Here is a 20,400-nt window from a genome sequence, read left to right on the forward strand (position 1 = left end):
GGCAAATGGGTTGAACCCGCACGCAAACAGCGAGAAGTTGGGACGCCAGAAGACGCCAAGAGACGCCAGAAGACGCCAAGAGACGCCAAAATTTTATTGTTTTCTTGGCGTCTTTTGGCGCCTCTTGGCGTCTTCTGGCGTCTCATTTTTATGGTTGCCAAGCTGATCGGCGTTCTAGGGTCACGGCGGCGGCCCCAGATCCGCCGGTTCGACCGTCTTGATCCATTCAGCGCGCGAGCGCCTCCCCGAGCTCGATCCGGGCTAGCGCCGCGCTCGCGCGATCGTAAGCTGCGCGATGGATCTGACATACCTCGGGACAGCGACGCTCGTCCTCCGCATCGGTGAGACACGGTTCTTGACCGATCCGGTGTTCGACGAGGAGGGGACTGCCTACGACTTCGGGCCATGGTTCGCGCCGCGATCGTGGTTCGCGACGGAGAAGCGTTATGTGACGCCAGAGAGCCCGGCGTCGCTCGGCCCCTTCGACGCTGTCCTCCTGAGCCACGATCATCACGCCGACAACCTCGACATGGCCGGGCGTGCGCTCGTCGCCGACGAGGCGCGCGTCGGCCGGGTGGTGACGACGGTGCCGAGCGCGCGGCGGCTCGCTCGCCCCGCGGCGACCAGGGACGCGCCGGGCCGCGGCCTCGGGCTCGGCGGACGCGCCGTCGGGCTCGCGCCTGGAGCGAAGACACGCGTTGGACCGGCCACCGTCACGACGATCGTCGCCCGCCACGGTCCGGGCTACGCGCCGCAGGCGCACGAGGTGACCGGCTTCCTCATCGACGTGGACGATGGCCCGCGCGTCTGGATCTCGGGCGACACCGTGCTCTTTCCAGCGCTCGAGGGCACGCTCGCGGAGATCCGACGCCAGCGCCCCGTCGACCTCGCCGTCGTCCACTGCGGCGCGGTCGGCTTCCCCCGCGCGCCCGGCTTCCGCCGCGCGCGCTTCACGTTCGACGCGGCGGAGGCGATCGCCGCGTGCCGCCTGCTGGACGCGAAGACCATCCTGCCGATCCATCGCTCTGGATGGGCGCACTTCCAGCAGCCCGAGGACGACCTCCGCGGCGCGTTCGTCGCCGCCGGTCTCGAGGAGCGGACGCGCTTCCTCGAGCTCGGCGGCACGCTCGAGCTCTGACCCACCCTTCGCGCTCGAGGGGCGCTTGACTCCGGCAGCCAGCGCTCCTATGACATTCGCGCATCTAGATACACAAATACATGAGTCTTTCCGAATACATCGAGACGCTGAACCTCCTCGGGGACGAGAGCCGGATACGGCTCTGCGTGCTCCTCCGCGAGCGCGAGCTGCGGGTGACGGATCTGGTTCGCGTGACGGGCATCGCGCAGTCGCGCGTCTCGACGCACCTCGGGCGGCTCCGCGAGGCGGGGTTCGTGCGGGATCGGCGCCAGGGGCCGCAGTCGTTTTATGCGCTCGCGGTCGACACGCTGCCCGGGACCGCGAAGGCCCTCCTCGATGAGGCAACGAAATCGCCCGACCCGACCCTGGAGGGCGACCAGCGGCGCCTCCTGGAGCTCGACGCCGAGCGGCGCGGCGGCCTGCCCGAGTCCTTCGCCGGCGAGATGGAGCGGCACTACTCCCCGGGCCGCACGTGGCAGTCGCTCGCGGCCGGCATCGCCGCGTTGCTCCGCCTCGGCGACGTCCTCGACGTCGGGTCGGGCGACGGCGCGGCGGCCAGCGCGCTCGCGCCTTACTGCCGCTCGCTCACCTGCGTCGACTCGAGCAGCCGGATGATCGAGGCCGCGAGAGAGCGGTTCTCGACCCAGCCCCACGTCCGCGTCCAGGTCGCCGATGTCCACGCGCTGCCGTTCGGAGACGCCTCCTTCGACGCGGTCCTCGTGTTTCACACGCTGACCTACGCCGAGGACCCACCGCGGGCGCTGGAAGAGTGCGCCCGCGTGCTCCGCCCGGGCGGTCGGGTGGTCATCCTGTCGCTCGACGCGCACCAGCAGCGGGAGATCACCGTGCCCTACGGCGAGCGCCACCCCGGCTTCTCGCCCTCCGACATCCGCGCCATGCTCACCCGCGTGAAGCTCGATGTCGCCGCGTCCGAAGTCGCCTGCCGCGAGACGAAGAAACCCCATTTCCAGGTCGTGCTCGCCATCGCCGACAAGCCGACCCCCGGTCCCTCCAAGAGCGCCAAGCGAGGCTGATCATGCCGTCCAACAACACCACGCCTCCCCTTCACCCACTCCAGAAGCTCCTCCAGAGCCGCATCGTCATCATCGACGGGGCGATGGGGACGACCATCCGCACCTACGGGATGAAGGAAGCGGACATCCGGGGCAAGCGCTTCGCGGATTCGAAGAAAGACCTGCTGAACAACGGCGATCTGTTCTCGCTCACGCAGCCGGAGATGATCTGCGACATCCACCGGCGGTTCCTCGAGGCCGGCGCGGACATCATCGAGACGAACACCTTCGGCGCGACGAGCATCACCCAGAGCGAGTTCTTCGTGGACGACCCGCGGGAGCACGGCGGGCGGAAGGATCCGGCCTTCTATCAAGGGATCATCGACGACCCGTTCCTCAACGACCTCGCCTGGGAGATCAACGAGCAGTCCGCGCGGCAGTGCCGCGAGTGGGCCGATCGCGTGGCGAACGCCGACGGGCGGCAGCGGTTCGTCGCGGGCGCCATCGGCCCGCTCACCGTCTCCCTGTCCAACTCCCCGGACGCCGACGACCCCGGCTTCCGCGTCGTGACGTTCGATCAGGTGAAAGCAGCGTACGTCCACCAGATCCGCGCCTTGATCGCCGGCGGCTCCGACGTGCTGCTTGTCGAGACCATCTTCGACTCGCTCAACGCAAAGGCCGCGCTCGTCGCCATTCGAGAGGTGTTCGACAAGGACGGCAAGACCCTGCCGGTGATGATCTCGGCGGCGGTCGGGCGCGGCGGAGAGACGATGATCTCCGCGCAGACGGTCGAGGCGTTCTGGAACGCGGTGAAGCACGTCGACCCGCTCGCCATCGGGCTGAACTGCTCGCTCGGCCCGGACCTGATGTATCCGTTCCTGTCCGACCTCTCGGAGAAGTCCAGCGCCGCGATCTCCTGCTACCCGAACGCCGGCCTGCCCAACCCGCTCTCCCCCACCGGCTTCGATCTGGAGCCGCCGGACATGGCGCGCCACATCGGCGGCTTCGCGGACGCAGGCCTCCTCAACATCGCCGGCGGCTGCTGCGGCAACACGCCCGAGCACATCGCGGCCATCGCCAAGGCGCTCGCCGGCAAGCCCCCGCGCGCCCTCGACCTCAAGACCCGCGCCGAAGCCCCGCCCGGCGGCGCGGCCTCGTCCGGCGCGCCGATCCCCCTGCGCCTGTCCGGCTCGCAGCCGTTCACGCAGCAGCCCGGCGTCTACATGATCCTGGGCGAGCGCACCAACGTCGCCGGATCGCCAAAGTTCGCGAAGCTCATCAAGGAAGGGAAGTTCGAGGAAGCGGTGGGCGTCGCGCGCCAGCAGGTCGAGAACGGCGCCAACGTCATCGATATCTGCATGGATGAGGGCATGATCGACGGCGTCGCCGCGATGACGCGCTTCCTGCTGCTCCTGGCCAGCGAGCCCGAGGTGGCGAAGGTCCCGTTCATGGTGGACTCGTCGAAATGGGAGGTCATCGAGGCGGGCCTCAGGTGCATGCAGGGCAAGGGCATCGTGAACTCCATCTCGCTCAAGGAGGGTGAGGCGAAGTTCCGCGAGAGCGCGAGGACCGTCCTCAAGTACGGCGCCGCCGTCGTGGTCATGGCCTTCGACGAGCAAGGGCAGGCCGCCACCTACGAGGACAAGATCCGGATCTGCAAGCGCGCGTACGGCATCCTCGTCGACGAGGTGGGGTTTCCTCCCGAGGACATCATCTTCGATCCGAACATCCTCACGGTCGCCACCGGCATGGAGGAGCACAACAATTACGCCGTCGACTTCATCGAGGCCACGCGCTGGATCAAGGCCAACCTGCCGCACGCCAAGGTCAGCGGCGGCGTGTCGAACATCTCGTTCAGCTTCCGCGGCAACAACCGGGTGCGCGAGGCCATGCACTCGGCGTTCCTCTACCATGCCATCCGGGCCGGCATGGACATGGGCATCGTCAACGCGGGCATGCTCGAGGTGTACGAGGAGATCGAGCCGGAGCTCCGCGAGCTCGTCGAGGACGTCCTGCTCAACCGGCGCCCGGACGCGACGGAGCGGCTCGTCGACTTCGGCGAAGCGCTGAAGGCCAGGAGCGCCGGCGCCGCCTCGACCGAGAAGAAAGAAGAGGAGTGGCGCAAAGGCACCGTCGAGGAGCGGCTGTCGCACGCGCTGGTCAAGGGCATCGACACGTACATCGATATCGACACAGAGGACGCGCGCGCCAAGCTCGGCCGCCCGCTCTCCGTGATCGAGGGCCCGCTGATGGATGGGATGAGCGTCGTCGGCGATCTCTTCGGCGCCGGCAAGATGTTCCTGCCGCAGGTGGTGAAATCGGCGCGCGTGATGAAGAAGGCCGTCGCGTACCTCACGCCGTTCATGGAGGCGGAGAAGGCCGCGATGGCCGCCGCCGGGCAGGAGGTGAAGACGCAGGGGAAGATCGTCCTCGCCACGGTGAAGGGCGATGTCCACGACATCGGCAAGAACATCGTGGGCGTCGTGCTCGCGTGCAACAATTACGAGGTGATCGACATGGGCGTCATGGTCCCGTGCGAGAAGATCCTCGAGCGCGCCAGGCAGGAGAAGGCGGATCTGATCGGCCTGAGCGGGCTGATCACGCCGTCGCTCGACGAGATGATCCACGTCGCCCGCGAGATGGAGCGGCAGAACTTCAAGCTGCCGCTCCTGATCGGCGGGGCGACGACCAGCAAGGCGCACACGGCCGTGAAGGTGGCCCCGCATTACCGCGAGCCGGTCGTGCATGTGGTCGACGCGAGCCGCGCCGTGCCCGTCACGACGAGCCTGCTGAGCGAGGAGGGCAAGGCGGCGTTCGTCGCCCAGCACCGCGCCGAGTACGAGAAGCTCCGGCGGCTCCACGCGGCGCCGAAGCACAAGCTCGTCTCCCTCGAGGCCGCGCGCGCGAACCGGACGCGGATCGCGTGGCGCGCCGAGGATCTGCCGGTCCCCGAGTTCACCGGCGCGCGCGTGCTCGAGGACTTCCCGCTCGCCGCCTTGCGCGAGTACATCGACTGGACGCCGTTCTTCCACACGTGGGAGCTGAAGGGCGTCTATCCGCGGATCCTGGAGCACGAGAAGTACGGCGAGCAAGCGCGCCAGCTCTTCTCCGAGGCGAACGCGCTGCTCGACACGATCATCGAGAAGAAGCTGCTGACGGCGCGCGGCGTGTATGGCTTCTTCCCCGCGAGCGCCGTGGGCGACGACGTCGAGGTGTACACGGACGGGACGCGCACGAAGGTGCTCGAGCGGTTTCACTTCCTGCGCCAGCAGACGGCGAAGGAGAGCGGCGAGCCGAACCGGTCGCTCGCGGATTTCATCGCGCCCAGGGAGACCGGCCTCCGGGACCACATCGCCGGCTTCGCGGTCACCGCCGGCATCGGCCTGAAGGAGCTGTGCGAGCGGTTCAGGGCGGTGCACGACGACTACAACGCCATCATGGCCGAGGCGCTCGCCGATCGCCTGGCCGAGGCGTTCGCCGAGTGCCTGCACAAGCGGGCGCGCGACGAGTGGGGCTATGGCCGGCAGGAGGACCTGACCAAGGCCGAGCTCATCGAGGAGAAGTACCGCGGCATCCGGCCCGCGGCGGGGTACCCCGCGTGCCCGGATCACACCGAGAAGGGCACGCTCTGGCGGCTGCTCGACGTCGAGAAGAGCACCGGCATCCAGATCACCGAGTCGTTCGCGATGTGGCCCGGATCGAGCGTGAGCGGCCTGTATTTCGCTCACCCGGAGGCCCGGTACTTCAGCCTGGGAAAGATCGATCGCGACCAGGTGATCGACTACCATGGCCGCAAGGGCATGACCGTCGAGGAGGTCGAGCGCTGGCTCGGCCCGAACCTCAACTACGACGCTTCAAACTAGCAGAGAGAGACACCACCATGGCCATCGTTCTTTACCACCACCCGTTTTCGCGCGCCGCCAACACTGTGTGGATGCTCGAGGAAGTCGGCGTCGAGTACGAGCTCAAGTTCGTCGACATCATGGCCGGCGACCAGAAGAAGGAGGACTTCACGAAGCTCAATCGGATGGGCAAGCTGCCCTTGCTCGTCGACGGCGACACCGCCGTCACCGAATCCGCGGCGATCGGCCTCTATCTCGCGGATCGTTATGCCTCGGGCCGCCTCGCGCCGAAGCTCGACGACGCGGCGCGCGGCACCTATTTTCGCTGGGCGCTCTTCGCCCCCTCGGTCATCGAGCCCGGCTCGATGGCCAGGGTCGGCAACTGGGAGTTCCGCGCCGGCTCCGCCGGTTGGGGCAACTACGACGACATGATCGCGACGATGGAATCGGCCATCTCTGGCCGTGACTTCGTCCTCGGCAAGGAGTTCTCGATGGCCGACGTCATCTTCGGCGGCACCATCGCGTACATGCTCGACTTCAAGATGCTCGAGCCGCGCCCGAGCTTCACCGGATATGCCGAGCGGGTCAGAGCCCGCCCGGCGTACGCGAAGAGCGAGGCGCGCAACAAGGCCGTGATGGACGAGCGCGGCATCAAGATGCCTGGGACTTGATCGCGGTATCGGCATCGTAGAGCTGGCGCGCGCCGTGGAGGCGCGCGCCTTCGACTCGCTCCACCTCCCCGAGCACACCCACATCCCGGTGAGCCGACGCACGCCTTGCCCGCCGGCGCGAGCTCGAGGACCACGGCAGGGGCTGCGAAGGTCCGTAGGCCCGCAGCTTGCAGCGGCGCCAGTACAGCTGGTAAAATTGCGAGTCGCTGGGAGAGACCCCGGCCTTGCACAGGTCTGGAGAGTGATGCAGGGGTAAAGCGTCGATCTGGCCTTGCGCTGTATGAAGGTGATATATGCGTTTTCGGCGACATGGAACCGACGTTACGGATGTGACCATTCACATATCGAGCACCGAAGGGAACTCTTCGGCCGGCATCGAGATCGCCGATGTTCCACGCGCGGATGGTCTTCCCAGAATAACGAGCAGTGATCCTGATGTGGTCAGCGTCGATGGCGTACCTCGCGTACGCGCCGTTGGCAATTTTTCGTTTTACCTCAGCGCGCTTGCCACGACATCAGGCAGCGGCGCTGTCACGGTGACCGCGGCGACGCGGTCCGGAATCCAGGCGACGCTGAGGGTCGTGGTTGATGCTGCGATAGAGTTGCCAGATCCTGCTACTGAAGCTGGAGCTGTCGCCAGGCTGTTGATGTCGGAGGCCCGCGGTCCTTCCCACGCAGACTACCTGGCAGCAGACACCTTGGAGAGCATGGGGTGGATGCAACGGGCTCTGGAGAATCGATTGGCGACCGATCCTTCTCGATTCGGGGCACGCGGGGCGAGAAATTTGATCGACATCATTCGCGCCGCCGATCAGTTCGATGGGTTCTCCGATTATCCGAACTACGATCAGGGGGTCCGTCGTCGGCTGCAGCAGATGGTCAATATCGCGAACAATGACAATGACCGAATGCAGTCGGATTTTCGAAGGTTCATACAGAATGCCATCGACGTGGCTCGGCTGCGGGTCGCCGTCCGCGACCCAAGCCCAACAGGCTTGTTCGGGTGGAGAGCCGCAGGGACTGGAAGTCCAGGGCCCGGATTCGCGAGGGTTCGTACGCTGGCCGGCAACACGTTCTTTACGTTGCGGCCATGATTGGAACCTTGACGTGATGTGATATTTTTGCGGACCAGGTCTGTCCAGGGCCCGCGCCGGATCAGGCCTTGAGCTCGTCGAGCTCGCCGGGCTGGCCGAAGGAGCCGAAGTTCGTGATCGGCCCCCCGCCCTGCTCGGTGCAGCCGACCGCGTTCGCGAGCGTCGTGAGCAGCTTGTTGTGGGGCGCGTCCTTGTCCTGCACCGTATTGGACTGCCGCGTCACCTTGATGTACTGCCCCGTCTTGAAGTAGCCGCCGCAGCTCCCCGCGATGATGTACGGCAGGTCGCGGAAATCGTGGCGCAGGCCGTCGGAGAGCTCGTTCATGAACACGACGGCGCTGTTGTCGAGCACCGTCGCCCCGCCCTCCTCGTAGCCCGCGAGCCGGTCGAGCAGATAGACATACTCGCCCATGAACCAGCGATCGATGTCGAAGAGCATCTCCTCGTAGCCGTCGACGGCGCTCCCGGTGTCGTCGTCCCTCGTGTTCCCGTGCGAGAGCTTGTGGTGGTTGTACTCGTGGGCCATCCCATCCCACTTGAAGATGGGCCCCGCCGCGCCCGAGCCCCATTGCAGCGTCGCCGACCGCGTCGCGCCGGTCGCGATCGCCAGCGCGAGGATGTCCATCTGCATCCGCCCGACCTTCTTGAACTCCGCGTCGAACCCCACGGTGTCCGGGTCGATCCCCTCGATCTCCGCCGCGCGCTCCGGCGAGAGCTCGCGCGGGATGATCCCCGAGCCGCCCATGCCCACCTCGAGGTCGCGCACCGTCTGGAAGTGCATGTCGAGCTTGTCGCGATCGGCCTTGCTGAGCTTCTTCTTGAGCAGGGCCTCGTACTCGACCGAGACCAGGTCGAGCACGCTCTCGCGGCGCTTCGTGAGCCGCGCGAGCGCCTCCTCTTCGAGGTCCGTCCCGCCGACCAGGTCCCGGTACGCGAGCCACGGGTTGTTCTCGCCGCTGACGGGCTGCTCGCTTCCGGTGTACGAGATGTGCCCGCGCACGTTCGGCGTCTTCGCCCCGACCATCAGCGTGAGCGCGGGCGTGCCCGGCGGGTTGATCTTGTTCGCGATGAACTGGTCGAGCGAGATCCCCGCCGCGTACTGGGTGCCCTGGACGAGCGGCTGCGCAGTGAGCTTGCAGCCCATCCCCTTCGCGTGATCGTCGCCCGCGCTCGGGTCGAACCCGTAGCCGCGCGGCACCATGTGGATGCCCCGCGGGATCAGGAGCTTGTCCCGGTACGCGGCGAGCGGCGCTATCGCCCGCGTCGACCCGAACGAGGCGGCCGTCAGCGCGCCGTACTGCGTGCTCGGGAAGAACTTGGCCATGTTCACGCCATTGCACATGAAGAAGGCGATGAACCGGCGCGGCGCGCTCGCGTCGGCCTTGGCGTCGCGCGGGCGCAGCGACTCGAGGAGCGGGAGGCCGAGCATCACCCCGCACGCGCCCCGCAAGAACGTTCTGCGATTCATTGGTCCACCTCTTCCACGGCCCGGTACCTGAACGTCTTCGTCTGCGTGAGCGCGACCAGCAGCTCCTTGATGTTGTACCCGGAAGCGCCGAGCTTCTCGTCGAGCTCGGCGATCGTGCACGCGTCCTCGCGCGAGAGCTGGCGCGCATTGCCGTAGCGGTACCAGTTCGTCAGATAACACCGCTGCGCGACGGGGCTCTCCGCGAGCTGCGTCGCGAGATCCACGGCGCCGTCGAAGCGGATCTCGGCCTTTCCGACGGCGATCGTGCCTGTCGCGTCGATCGTCTCGCCGTCCTCGTCGGCGCGGTAGCGCCCGACCGCGTCGAAGTGCTCCAGCGCGAAGCCCGGCGGGTTGATCACGCTATGGCACTTGTTGCACGCGTCCGGCGACGTGTGCACCTCCACCTGGTCGCGCGTCGTCCTGATCTCGCCCTGAATGGGCGGCAGCGTCGTGTTGATGTCCGCCGGCGGGTCCGGGAGGTCGGTGCAGAGGATCTGGCGCTGGATGAACACGCCGCGGTGAATCGGCGAGCTCTTGTTGAAGAACGCGTGCGAGCTCAGGAAGCCGGCCTGCGTGAGGAGCCCCGCCCGCTCCGCCGGGTCGAGCGGCGTCTCCACGAGCTCGCTCGTGAACGACCCCTCCACGCCGTAGATCGGGGCGAGCCTGTCGTTCACGAAGCCGACGGGCGCCGTCATCAGCGTCCTGAAGTCACCCTCCATTTCGAGGACGACGTGCCGGATGAACTGCCTCGTCTCGGCCGCCATGGCCGAGGACACGCTGGCGTCGAAGTCCTCGTAGAGCGCCGGATCCTTCGAGAGATCCGCGTAACGGCTCATGTGGAGCCACTGGGCGTGGAAGTCGTCCAGAGCGCTCGTGGCCCTGGGGTCGGCGAGCATGCGCCGCGCCTCGGCCTCGATGCCCTCGGGCGTGCCCAGCGCGCCGCCCTCCGCCGCTTCGAGGAGCGCGTCGTCGGGCAGGCTGTTCCAGAGCAGGAACGAGAGCCGCGTCGCGACCTCGTAGGCGTCGAGCGGGATGATCCCCGCGCCGTCGAGCTCCTCGCTGAGCTCGATCCGGTAGAGGAAATGCGGCGACTGGAGCATCGCCTCGATGACGTGGCGCACGCCCTGCTCGAACGGCGTGCCCGCGTCGAAGAGGCCGTTGCCGCGGGCGTACGCGGCGGCGTACGCCTCCTCCTGCTCCGCCGAGAGCGGCCTCCTGTAGACGCGCTTGCCGAGCTCCCGGATGAGCTGCCGGGCGCAGGCCGCGCCGTCGCCCGCCGGCGCGCACGGCACGATCTTGCCGAGCACGGCCTGGTCGACGACGGCGTCGGCCGCGATGGTCTCCGCGGCGCGGCGGTAATCGCGGGCGAGGCGGTCGGAGACGAGGAGCCCCTTGGCGTTGTTGTTGAACCCCTCGAACGCCGGGTCCGCGAGGAACGCCGCCGAGGCCTTCATGTCCTTGCCGAAGAGGTCCCGGATGGTGTTGTCGTACTGCGCGTGCGTCAGCCGCGTCAGGCGCGGGGTGGGGCCTGGCGCTGTGACGCCGGGCTCGCACTGGGCGCTGGGGCCGGGACCGGGGCCGGGGCCGGGACCAGGGCCGGGACCGTCGCCCGGATTCGATCCGCCGTCTCCAGACGATCCCGAGCACGCGGCCGCGCTGGAGAGCGCGATGGCCGCGAGCAGCATCCTCGGGGTGCTTCGATTCACGGGCAGCTCCTTCGTGAATGAGGTCGAAGAAAGAAGAATCTACGAGCGCTCCATGGAAGAGGCTATCGGCGCCACGCGCTCAGCGTCAATGCGAGGTGGCGGTGGAGCGGTCAGTTTCCGTCCTTCCCGTCCAATGCGCCAGCGCTGTTCACCGGAATCGGCGCAGCGCGGCCATTGACGCGCCGAGCCGCGAAAGGCGCCCAGGTGGGCACAGGAAAGTGTCTTATCTACGATTCGGGAGACAGCGCCTGACCACGCACGCCCGGAGCGCTGGTCGTCCCTTGTCGTTCAAGGTGTCGGGGGCATCTGCGGCTGACACCTGCCCGACGAGCAGACCGCCGTCATCCCGTCCGGGAACACGGGCGCGCACGGAGGGCACGCGCCCATGCCGGCGGGGCAGACCAGGGCGTCGAGCTCCGCGCTCTGGGTGAGGGCGACGATGCCTGTCCCGTCGCACCCCTCGCAGCAGCCGAGGCCGTCGCGCAGGACGCAGTCCGAGTCGACCGTGCACTCCGTCAGCGGCGACTCGCGCACGTCGAGGACGACGCAGCGCCCCGCCTCGCACGTGGCGGTGAAGTACTGGGTCGTGCGCTCCGCCTCGGTGACCTCCGGGCACGCCCCGCACGAGACGCCCCCGCACCCCTGGATGATCTCGTTGAGCTTCGTCCCGGCGCGGTTGATGGCCCTGAAGTTCTCGGCCTTGGCCGTGTCACAGGCGCCGCAGCAGCCCCGCGACACGAGGATGCAATCGCTCGGCGCGTTACAGACGCCTATGTCGGGCAGCTCGCCCCGACAGGCCTCCTCGCACGCGGAGAGGGAATCGAAGCGGTTCTCGTTGCCCTCGCAGCCGCCGTAGGTGAACTCCCTGCACGCGCCGGCGGCCGGGTCGTACCAGTATTTCGGGAACGCCGCGTCACACCGGCCAGGATCCGCCGGCAGCAGGCACCGGACGGGCAACTGCCCGCCTCCGCCACCGCCGCCGGTCTCCGCGGACGAACCGCCTCCGCCCGGGTCCCCGCCGCCCGAGCCCGCGGGATCCACCTTCCCGGAGCAGCCTGCGGCGAGCAGAAGGGAGGTAAGCAAGCCAAGACCCAGGGATAAGCGCCGAGGCATGCCGGGCGAGTTGCAACGGGCATGCCCTGGGCGTCCGGTCGATGCGCCCGCCGATCTCGGCCCGGATCGCGCGGGCGGCGGGCCTCGGTGTGCCAGGCGGCGCGGCACACCATGACGGCGTCGTCGAGGGGACCGGTCCCCGAGCTGATCGCCGTCAGGGGTCGCGCGTCAGCCGGACGTTGTACATAGCGCTCTTGAGCGCCATGCTGCCGTCTGCCCTCTGCTGGTCGATGAGAAAATCGAAGGCGACCGCAATGCCGTCCTCGATGGCGCACCAGGACTCCTGACAACGGCAAACGCCGCTTTCACACAGCGAGAGGTATCCGCAGTCGACGGGCTGCCCGTTCGCGAAGCAGCCCTCGGACCCTTCTTCCCACCCCCCCCCGGTCACGCAATTGTAGGATCCTGGGCCCGGGGACGACGCCTGAAGCTCGCACCAGCCCTTCCAGAGCTCCCGGGGGTCGATGGCGAAACGCAGCCGGCGGTCGGTGAGCTGCGCACTGAGCATGGTGAAATCGAACCCTTCGTAGGGCAAGCCGATCTTGTAGCCGACCTCCGGCCCGACGGTTTCGGGATAACCCACATCCGGATCTACGGCCGGGGGCAGGGAGGCTCCCGTGCCGAAGCGCACCTTCCCCTGGATCGATGTGCCCTCCACGGTGTCGATGTCGATCTGGATCACGTCCGATCCCGAGCGGAACTTGAAGTTCTCGACGTATCCCTCCCAGTGAGCGATGAGCAGGGAGGCCGTGTCGGATCCCTCGCCGCCGGAGCTGGCCTCACCGCCGCCCGAGCTGGCCTCATCGCCGCCGATGGGCAGGTCCTGCGGCTGACAGCCGGTGTTCCCGAGCGAGGCAGCAGCGAAGAGCAACGCGAGCGCGACGCGAGTCGAATGATTCATGGTTCCTCCTGTCTCTTGCGGTCCATCGCTACATGGCCGGCGCGAGGAACATCCGTCTCTGTCAGTCGAGATTTTCTCGGAACGCGCAGGAGGCGCGGACTCGGCCCGCGTGCACCGAGCCCGGCGCCTCGCCGAGGAGCCGCTCGGCCTCCGCGCGCGCCTCCGGCGCCCGCCCTGCGGCGCAGAGGGCGAGCACCCGCGCGGCCATGCGCTCCTCGCGGAGCTGGCCCTCTGGAAACCGGGCGCCGAGGTCGTCGAGGCGATCGAGCGCGGCCGACGGATCGCCGTCCCGCACGGCGTCCTGCGCCTCGCGCAGCAAGGCCATCTCCGCGGCGAGCGTGCTCGGCCTCGCCGGCTGAGCGCCGCGCGGGCGCGCCGGCTCGTGTTCGCCGCCGCCTGTCGATGGCGCTCGCGCGGCGTCCTCCGCGCCCGGGTCCAGCGGCCGCGGCGGTGCCGGCGCGACAGCGCGGGCGGCGCGCGAGGGCGGGGGCGCCGCCGTCGGCGCCGGCGCGGCGACCGGAGCCGCCGCGGGCGGCGTCACCGCGGGCGGCGTCACCGCGGGCGGCGTCACCGCGGGCGGCGTCACCGCAGGCGGCGTCACCGCGGGCGGAGGCGCCGCGGGCGCGCTCGCCGGCGGCGCTGCGCCGGCCGGCGGAGGGACGTCGGCGGTCACCCTGCCGGTGAAGAACCCGCCGGCGAAGGCGACGGCGCCGAGCAGCGCGCCCGCCGCGATCACCTTGCCCGAGAGCACGCCGCCGACCGCCTTGCCCGCGAGCACGCCGCCGCCTGCCCCGCTGCCCGCGAGCGGCGGCGGGGGCGAGGTGGGCGCCTCCCCGGACGGCTCCTGCGGTGCGGCGGCCGGGAGCCTCGCCGCGAGCGCCGCGCGGAGCCGCGCCTTGTCGGACGGCGCGAGCCCGTCGGCTCGGGCCGCCCTCAGGAGCGCGCGCGCCTTGTCGCCCGGATCACTCATGGCCATCCGCCCCCGCGCCTCGCCAGCGCCAGCTCGAACTCGCGTCGCGCGGCGCGCAGCCGCGAGTAGACGGTGTTCAGCTTCAGGTCGAGCGCCGCGGCGATCTCCGGCGCGCTCAGCTCCTCGATCTCCGCCATCACGAGCACCGCGCGCTTGTCGTCGTCGAGCTCCGCGAGGAGCGCGTCGACGAGCTTCAGCGCCTCGACCTGCTCGAGCCGCTCCGCCGGCCCCGGCGCGCGGTCCGCCACGCCCCCCGGCAGCTCCTCGAGCCCTCCCTTGCGCCGGACGAGGCGCCGGTGATCGCGCGCCACCCGGCAGAGGATCGCGAACAGCCACGCCTTCACGCTCGACCGCGGCTCGAACTCGCCGAGCCGCCGGTGGACAACGACGAAGACGTCCTGGAAGGCGTCGTCCAGGCTCGCCTCGCTGACGCCGAGCCGGCGCAGGTTTCGCCAGACGAAGTCGGCGTGCTCGTCGTAGACCGCGTCGAAGTCGAGGGAGTCGGGCGCGTCGTGGACGCCGAAGCGCGGATCGAACACCGACCCCGCGAAGGGAATCGCCGACGCGGGGGACGTCCTCGTCACGCACGGTACATGGCCGGCGCTGTCTGGATCCGTCACGGAAATCGCACCTCGACCCCCAGCGAGGCGCGGAGCGTGGCGGCGGCGCTCCGGTGCACCGCGCCGATGCCGACGAGCACGAACCGATCGCGCGTCACCGGGAACGGAACGTCGATCGTGAGCGGCACGCGGAGCCGGTCCGTGAGGGTGAAGGTCGCGAGCGCTCCGGGGTGCGGCGCGACCCAGAGCGCCCGGTTCGAGCCGGGCGACGCCGCGCCGAAGCTGTCCGCGCTCATGACGCCGACCTCGACGCCGGCGCAGGGTCCGAGCTCGATCGAGCGATAACGCATTGCGTAACACACGCGCGCTCCGCCGGTGGTCAGCTGGACGTCGCCGCCCATCGTCGTCCGCTCCACGAACGCTTGCTGCGCGCCGAAGTAGGTGCCGGACAGCTCGACGCGGACGGCTCCGATCAGCATGCCCGCGGCGATGCCGGCGCCCGGGGCGACCGCCGGGAGCGAGGCGGTGTCGAGGACGCCGGAGGCCCTGAGCGTGCCGCGCAGCTCGAGGGGACGCGACGGGCCCTGCGCCGGGGCCGCGCTGGCCGCTGGCGGGGGCGAGGCCGCGAGCGGCGCCTCGGCGGCGGTGGGCGCGTCCGGAGAGGCGTCCGCCTCCGGGGCCGCGCCGGCGCCTGGATCCGCGCCGGAGATGTCGCCCGGCGCCGCGCCGGTGTCCGGCTCCGCCGTCGGGGTGCCGCGGCTCGCTGCGTCGGGATCGATCGCGAGCGCGATGATCAGCGCCGCCGCGCCCGCGAGCTCGGCGCAGGTCTCGCCGTGGAGCTCGCGCGACCGTGCCGCCTCGCCGAGCGTCGTCGTGAGGCGGAGATCCCATGACCCGCGCTCGTTCCGGGACACCACCGCGCGCGCCTTCAGCGGCGGCTCGCCGTTCGCCTCGGCCGACCGCCCGAGGCGCTGCTCGATCTCGGCCAGCACGCGCGCTCGATCCGCGCATTCCCCGGGCGCGATCCAGTCGAGCTCGACGCCCCCCGCGCTCGCCGCTGTGTCGGCGCGGGCATCACCCGCCACCGCGGCGAGCGCGCCGAGCGCGGCGAGCGCGGCGAGCGCGGGCGCGGAGAAGATGAGGGAATCGGCGGCAGCGAGGAGGTCCCGCCGGCGAGGATCGCGCAGGCCCATCGCGCCCTACGGATGGATCGGCGGCAGCTGCTCGCGGAAAAACGCGTTGTACTTGGGATCGTTGTACCGCTCGTACTCGATCGCGAACGGGGTCAGCTGGCTCACGCCGCCCTTGTACCGGATGGTGAGGGCCATCGGCGTGACCTCGCGGTAGTTGCTGGTCAGCGGCAGGTCGTCGTTGGTCTTCCCGCCCGCGGAGAACAGGGTCAGCAGCACCCCGTCGGGGTCGTCGTGCACGACGCGGAAGCCCTCCGGGACGCGCTCGTGGCCGCGGATCAGCGTGGTACAGCCGAGCTTCTGCATGAAGCTCTTGAACTGCCGCTTGCCGAAGGGGAAGCGCGCCGTCGACTTCTGGAGCTCCGCGGGGATCGCGTCGACCTCGCTGGGATCGCTCCAGAGCATCTGGAACCGGATCTCCGGGTCGTTGAGCGAGGACACCGACGTCCACCGGGCGGCGATGGTCTCGTCGCGCGGGATCCCCGCGTGGACGAAGAGGATCCTGTCGAAGACCAGCATGTTGGGGAGCGCCTCGAAGAGGCGCATGTAGGCGGCGAACACCTCGTTCGGCGCGATGGCCGCGAGCGAGCTCATCGCCTCGGAGGGCCGCACCGGCGCGAGGACGCGGCCGTTCAGCTCGACGTAGTACTCGTGATTGCCGCGCAGCACGAAGACGTTGTCGGGCGCGGCGAGGAAGAGCTGCATCACCGTGCGCAGGACGCCGTTGTAGCTGAACCTGCCGCGATCGATGTAGTCGCCCAGGAACACCAGCAGCATCCGCGGGTTGTGCGCGGGGTCGTCGCGGTGGGCCTGCACCTTGGCGAAGAAGTCGGCCTGCATCAGCGCCCCCTTGAGGCACGAGTAGCAGCCGTGCAGATCGCCGATGACAAGGAGCTCGACGTCCTCGGCGGGGTCGGGCGAGGCGACGTAGACGTGGCCGTCGAGGAACGGCGCCTGCCCGGCGAAGCCCGCGAGATCCGCGGCGCCGTCGAGCCGGCCCGCGCCGCGCGCGCGCTGCTCCTCGAGCTTCGCCTCGAACCTGCGCATCAGGTCCATGTCGACCTTGGCCTGCTCCGCGAACGTGGCCGGATCGCTCGCGTAGTCCCACTCGAACGCCTTGAAGAACGGGTGATCGACCTCGCGCGCCTGCTTGCGCGTGGCCGGATCGATCACCACCGCGCCCTGCTCGATCGTCTCGATGTCGACGTCGTCGATCTCGATCGGGGACGCCGACAGGAGCGACGAGAGCTCGTCGCGGAACCGCTGCTCGTTCGGGTGGACGACGCCGTCGGCGAGCATGAGCTCGTCGACGGTCGCGAGCAGCGCCTTGCGGTTGTCGTCGTCGAAGCCGTCGAGGAGCTCGAAGCAGCGGAGCTTGATCTTGGAGAGGACGAAGTCCTTCGGGTCCTCTCCCTCGGCGACGCTCTCGGTGAAATGGCTCTGGATCTGGTGGTCGATCTCGGAGAAGACCTCGTGGAAGTGGCTGGTCCACCGGCCGACGACGTCCTGGCTCTCCTGGCCCTCGCCGCCGAGGGCGTCGCGCGCGCGCTGCCGGACGAGGTCGTGGATGTAGCCGCGGATGAAGGACTTCTCGGTCGGATCGAGCTCGCCGTCGATGTACCCGAACCCCGTGAGGTAGTAGATGATGGCGTGCATCTGCTGCTCTGCGACGCGCGGATCCGGGCTGAACGACATCATCAGGCAGCTCTCCTCTTCGCGATGGTGCCCCAGGGTAGCGCAAGACGGGCGCGCGGCGGCGGCGAGCGCGCCTCTCGGTCGCGCGGGCGAGCGCGCATCGCGGCGACGGCGGCGAGCTCACATCACGGCCGCGCGGGCGGCCCTGCGCGCCCGACGAAGGCGCGGATCCGCGCGCGGTCGGCCTCGGACAGCGCGTATCCCGGGGGCGGCATATTCCGCTCGTCCACGACCCGGCGCGCGATGGCCTCGCGGAGCGAAGCCCACGCCGAGGGCGTGGAGAGGTCGACGCCGCCCTCGCCGCGCGGGAGGTGGCAGCGCGCGCACGCGCGGGCGAACACGGGCGCGATCTCGCCCCAGGCGGGCCCGTCGCCGTCCTCTGCGGCGAAGCGCCGGAGGGCGCCCGACGCGAGCATCCACACGTCGCCGCTCGGCGAGCCGACGAGCCTGCCGCCCTGCGGGAGGCGCGCGCCGCGGGTCTCGCGCGCGCCGGCCTGCTCGAGCACGCCGAGCTCGTCGCCGTCGGCGAACCACGCGCGCTCGCCGGAGACGGCGAGCCCGTGGAGCGCGGCGCGCGCCCGGAACCGGAGGCGCAGGACGCCGGCGCCGTCCTCCGCGTAGAGCGCCGCGGGCGTCGCCGCGAGCAGCGCGCCCGCGCCGGTCAGGGCGAGCAGCGGCGCGGCGCCGCCCGCCGGGAGCGGGTACGATCGCAGCGCCCTCGTGGCGACGTCGAGGGCGCCGAGCTCATCGCCCCCGGCCGCGAAGGCCACGCGCCCGGCCCCCGCCGCGAGCGTCGCGAGCGGGCCGGTCGCGTAGCGCGTGACGGTCTCGCCGTCCGCCACCGCGATCTCGCGGTCCAGCGCGAAGGCGGCGCCGCCCTCGCCGAGGCCGATCGCGGACCGCACCGCGGCGCGCTCGAGGCCGTAGCGGTCGGAGACGGCCTCGAAGGCCCCCTGGCCCGGCAGCCGCAGCAGCCGGCCCTCGGCATCGACGCCGACGATCCACGTGCCGTAGCCGTCGGGCGCGGGCAGGGCCGCGGCGCTCACCCAGCGGTGGGGGGCGCGCTCCACCCTGGCGAGGGCGCCGTTCACGAAGACGGCCGCGGCGCCGTCGTGGAACACCACGACGCGGCGCCCGTCGTCGGCGACCGCGCGCACCGGGCCGAGCTCCCCCGGGGACGGCCACGCGACCTCGCGCACGACGAGCGGCGGGAGGGGCGCCGCGGCCTGCGCCGCGCATCCCGCGAGCGAGAGCGCCAGCGCCGAGGACGAGAGCGCCAGTGCGGAGGACGAGAGCGCCAGCGCGGAAGATGAAAGCGCCAGCGCGGCGGCGGACGCCGCTCGGCGGAGGAGCGTCACGGCGACCGGAGCAGCTCCGGCACCACCTCGCCGTCGCGCAGGTGCTCGCGCGGGGAGATGCCGAAGGCGAACAGGAAGGTGGCGAGCAGGTCGGGCGGGGCGATCGGCCGCGGCCCGCCCTGGAACGTCTTCGCCGGGGCCGGCAGGAGCTGCTCCGGGTCGGTCTTGCCGAACGCGAAGCTCCCGCGGAAGCGCGGGGAGATCACCATGGCGGAGTTGTTGGGATAGTGGTCGCGGCCCATCGCCGTGTTGAGCTGAGGCGTGCGGCAGAAGTCGCTCGTCACGAGGAGGTGGGTGTGATCCGAGAGCTTCTTGCCGGCCCGGGTCGGGTGCGGGGTCCTGTCGAGCGAGCCGAGCAGGGCGGCGATCAGATCGAAGAGCTCCTGCTGGGTGGCCGCGTGCTGGCGGTAGGTGCTCGTGTGCGTGTCGAACCCGCTGCTCGAGAAGCTCACGCAGCGGACCACGTTCCGCCGCATGGCCTCGATCGCGAAGGCGGCGTTGACGGCCGCTTGCCTGGCGAAGCGGGCCGCGTGGTTGAACTCCGGGTGCGCCTGGATGAGCTTGCCCCTGGAGAACACCTCCTGGAGGCCTGAGCTCAGCATCTTGCCCAGCCCGTCCGCCTGGATGGCGAAGCCGCGCAGGGCGTCGGTGTGGCTGGATCGCGCGGCGAGGGACCTGGCCTCCTCGGAGAGGAGCGCGGTCACCGCGGCGCGGTCCTCGTCGGTGTCGTAGTGGCGCGCGCGGGAGAGCGAGCGGCTGAGGGTGCCGATCTCCCCGACCATGAGCGGGACGGCGCGCCGATCGAGGCGGTCGCCGACGAACGCCGAGGGGAACTGGACCGAGACGACGGGGAAGGTCTGGCTCGCGCCGAGCGCGCTCCCGCAGATCGCGTCGACGCTGGAGGCCACGGTGCGGCCGCCGCTGAGGTGCCGTCCCGTGGTCGAGAACGCCGTGCCGTCGGGGTGGCTCACGGTGTTCATCGCCAGGCCGTTGAGGATGCACAGCCGGTCATGCATGTCCGCGAGGGCGCCGATGCCGGGGCCGAGCACGAGGCTCGAGCCCCTGGGCGTCACCGGCGCGAAGGTCTTCGCGCCGCCGGCCGCGGGCGCGTCGACCCAGAGGCGGAGCCCCGCGGTGTCGGTGTTGTCGGTCGTCGCGGGGCTCACGAGGCCCCTGGCCTCGTTCCGAGGATCGGCCCAGAGCGTCACGTCCCAGCCGCCCGACGCGTGGATGAAGAGGAAGAACTCATCCTCCGCGGCCTTGCCCTGCGCGGCGAGCGCGCGCGCCGGCAGGCCGAGGACGCCGGCGAGCGCCGCGCCCGCGGCGGCCTCGAGCAGCGCGCGGCGCGGGACGGCGAGGCGGCGGGGGCGGCGGGCGGGGCGAGGCATCGGACGCGCTCTCAGGATAGCCTCCGCGGCCGCGCGCGCCCGCACGACGAACGCGACCGCCATCGCGAGCATCGGCGCTACACGGACGAGCTCATCGGCGATCTGATCGTGATGCCGCCTTGAGGCGGCGAGGCCGCTGTCCGGGCAGGGCGCGAGCTCGCGGCGGCCGAGCTCCGCGCTGCCGGCGCGTCTCCGGTGCACGCGCTCGCCGTGGCGTTCAGCGGCAAGCAGGTAGCCGTGCGCGCGGCGGAGAGGGTTGGCCGATGCGCGTCGCCTCTCCCCGACCACCGAGC

Annotated in this window: 15 protein-coding genes; 5 read left to right on the top strand and 10 right to left on the bottom strand. The window is 70.3% G+C overall.

What is annotated here, in order from left to right; all coding sequences use genetic code 11:
• Window positions 1-295: 295 nt before the first annotated feature.
• The 5 genes from WMF22_RS42325 to WMF22_RS42345 all read left to right on the top strand — a co-directional run bounded on the left by WMF22_RS42325 (window position 296) and on the right by WMF22_RS42345 (window position 7,758).
• Window positions 296-1,138 carry an MBL fold metallo-hydrolase gene (locus tag WMF22_RS42325; RefSeq protein ID WP_438033412.1) on the top strand — a complete coding sequence of 281 codons (843 nt, stop codon included), beginning with the start codon at window positions 296-298 and terminating at the stop codon, window positions 1,136-1,138.
• 80 nt (window positions 1,139-1,218) lie between these two features.
• Window positions 1,219-2,172 (top strand): ArsR/SmtB family transcription factor, encoded by a 954-nt coding sequence (locus tag WMF22_RS42330; RefSeq protein WP_438033413.1) that lies wholly within the window; start codon window positions 1,219-1,221, stop codon window positions 2,170-2,172.
• 2 nt (window positions 2,173-2,174) lie between these two features.
• A complete protein-coding gene (metH, locus tag WMF22_RS42335) occupies window positions 2,175-6,014 on the top strand; it encodes a methionine synthase (RefSeq protein ID WP_438033414.1) in 3,840 nt (1,279 codons plus the stop codon).
• Window positions 6,015-6,031: 17 nt separating this feature from the next.
• Window positions 6,032-6,664, top strand: coding sequence for a glutathione S-transferase family protein (locus tag WMF22_RS42340; RefSeq protein ID WP_438033415.1), 633 nt, complete (start codon window positions 6,032-6,034; stop codon window positions 6,662-6,664).
• A gap of 329 nt (window positions 6,665-6,993) precedes the next feature.
• Complete coding sequence (locus tag WMF22_RS42345; protein WP_437295607.1) at window positions 6,994-7,758, top strand: hypothetical protein; 765 nt, start codon at window positions 6,994-6,996, stop codon at window positions 7,756-7,758.
• 61 nt (window positions 7,759-7,819) lie between these two features.
• On the opposite strand, the gene WMF22_RS42350 is transcribed toward WMF22_RS42345, so the two are convergent.
• From WMF22_RS42350 to WMF22_RS42395, 10 genes are all read right to left on the bottom strand, one after another.
• On the bottom strand, window positions 7,820-9,226 hold the full coding sequence (locus WMF22_RS42350; protein ID WP_438033416.1) for a DUF1552 domain-containing protein: 1,407 nt from the start codon (window positions 9,224-9,226) through the stop codon (window positions 7,820-7,822).
• Window positions 9,223-10,932 (bottom strand): DUF1592 domain-containing protein, encoded by a 1,710-nt coding sequence (locus WMF22_RS42355; RefSeq protein ID WP_438033417.1) that lies wholly within the window; start codon window positions 10,930-10,932, stop codon window positions 9,223-9,225. The genes WMF22_RS42350 and WMF22_RS42355 overlap by 4 nt, the downstream gene beginning before the upstream one ends.
• A gap of 288 nt (window positions 10,933-11,220) precedes the next feature.
• Window positions 11,221-12,015 carry a BPTI/Kunitz domain-containing protein gene (locus tag WMF22_RS42360; protein WP_438033418.1) on the bottom strand — a complete coding sequence of 265 codons (795 nt, stop codon included), beginning with the start codon at window positions 12,013-12,015 and terminating at the stop codon, window positions 11,221-11,223.
• A 184-nt stretch (window positions 12,016-12,199) separates the two neighbouring features.
• Entirely contained in the window at window positions 12,200-12,946 is a 747-nt protein-coding gene (locus tag WMF22_RS42365; protein ID WP_438033419.1) for a hypothetical protein, read from the bottom strand.
• 61 nt (window positions 12,947-13,007) lie between these two features.
• A complete protein-coding gene (locus WMF22_RS42370) occupies window positions 13,008-13,922 on the bottom strand; it encodes a hypothetical protein (RefSeq protein ID WP_438033420.1) in 915 nt (304 codons plus the stop codon).
• Window positions 13,913-14,536 (bottom strand): RNA polymerase sigma factor, encoded by a 624-nt coding sequence (locus WMF22_RS42375; protein ID WP_438033421.1) that lies wholly within the window; start codon window positions 14,534-14,536, stop codon window positions 13,913-13,915. The genes WMF22_RS42370 and WMF22_RS42375 overlap by 10 nt, the downstream gene beginning before the upstream one ends.
• Window positions 14,533-15,669, bottom strand: coding sequence for a hypothetical protein (locus tag WMF22_RS42380; RefSeq protein ID WP_438033422.1), 1,137 nt, complete (start codon window positions 15,667-15,669; stop codon window positions 14,533-14,535). The genes WMF22_RS42375 and WMF22_RS42380 overlap by 4 nt, the downstream gene beginning before the upstream one ends.
• Before the next feature lie 6 nt (window positions 15,670-15,675).
• On the bottom strand, window positions 15,676-17,364 hold the full coding sequence (locus WMF22_RS42385; protein ID WP_438033423.1) for a metallophosphoesterase family protein: 1,689 nt from the start codon (window positions 17,362-17,364) through the stop codon (window positions 15,676-15,678).
• Window positions 17,365-17,486: 122 nt separating this feature from the next.
• Window positions 17,487-18,719, bottom strand: coding sequence for a c-type cytochrome (locus WMF22_RS42390; protein ID WP_438033424.1), 1,233 nt, complete (start codon window positions 18,717-18,719; stop codon window positions 17,487-17,489).
• A complete protein-coding gene (locus WMF22_RS42395; protein WP_438033425.1) occupies window positions 18,716-20,308 on the bottom strand; it encodes a DUF1501 domain-containing protein in 1,593 nt (530 codons plus the stop codon). Before WMF22_RS42395 ends, WMF22_RS42390 begins: the two co-directional genes overlap by 4 nt.
• Between the last annotated feature and the right edge of the window lie 92 nt (window positions 20,309-20,400).

It is taken from the genome of Sorangium sp. So ce204 (genome assembly GCF_051526795.1).
GTDB lineage: Bacteria > Myxococcota_A > Polyangia > Polyangiales > Polyangiaceae > Sorangium > Sorangium cellulosum_B.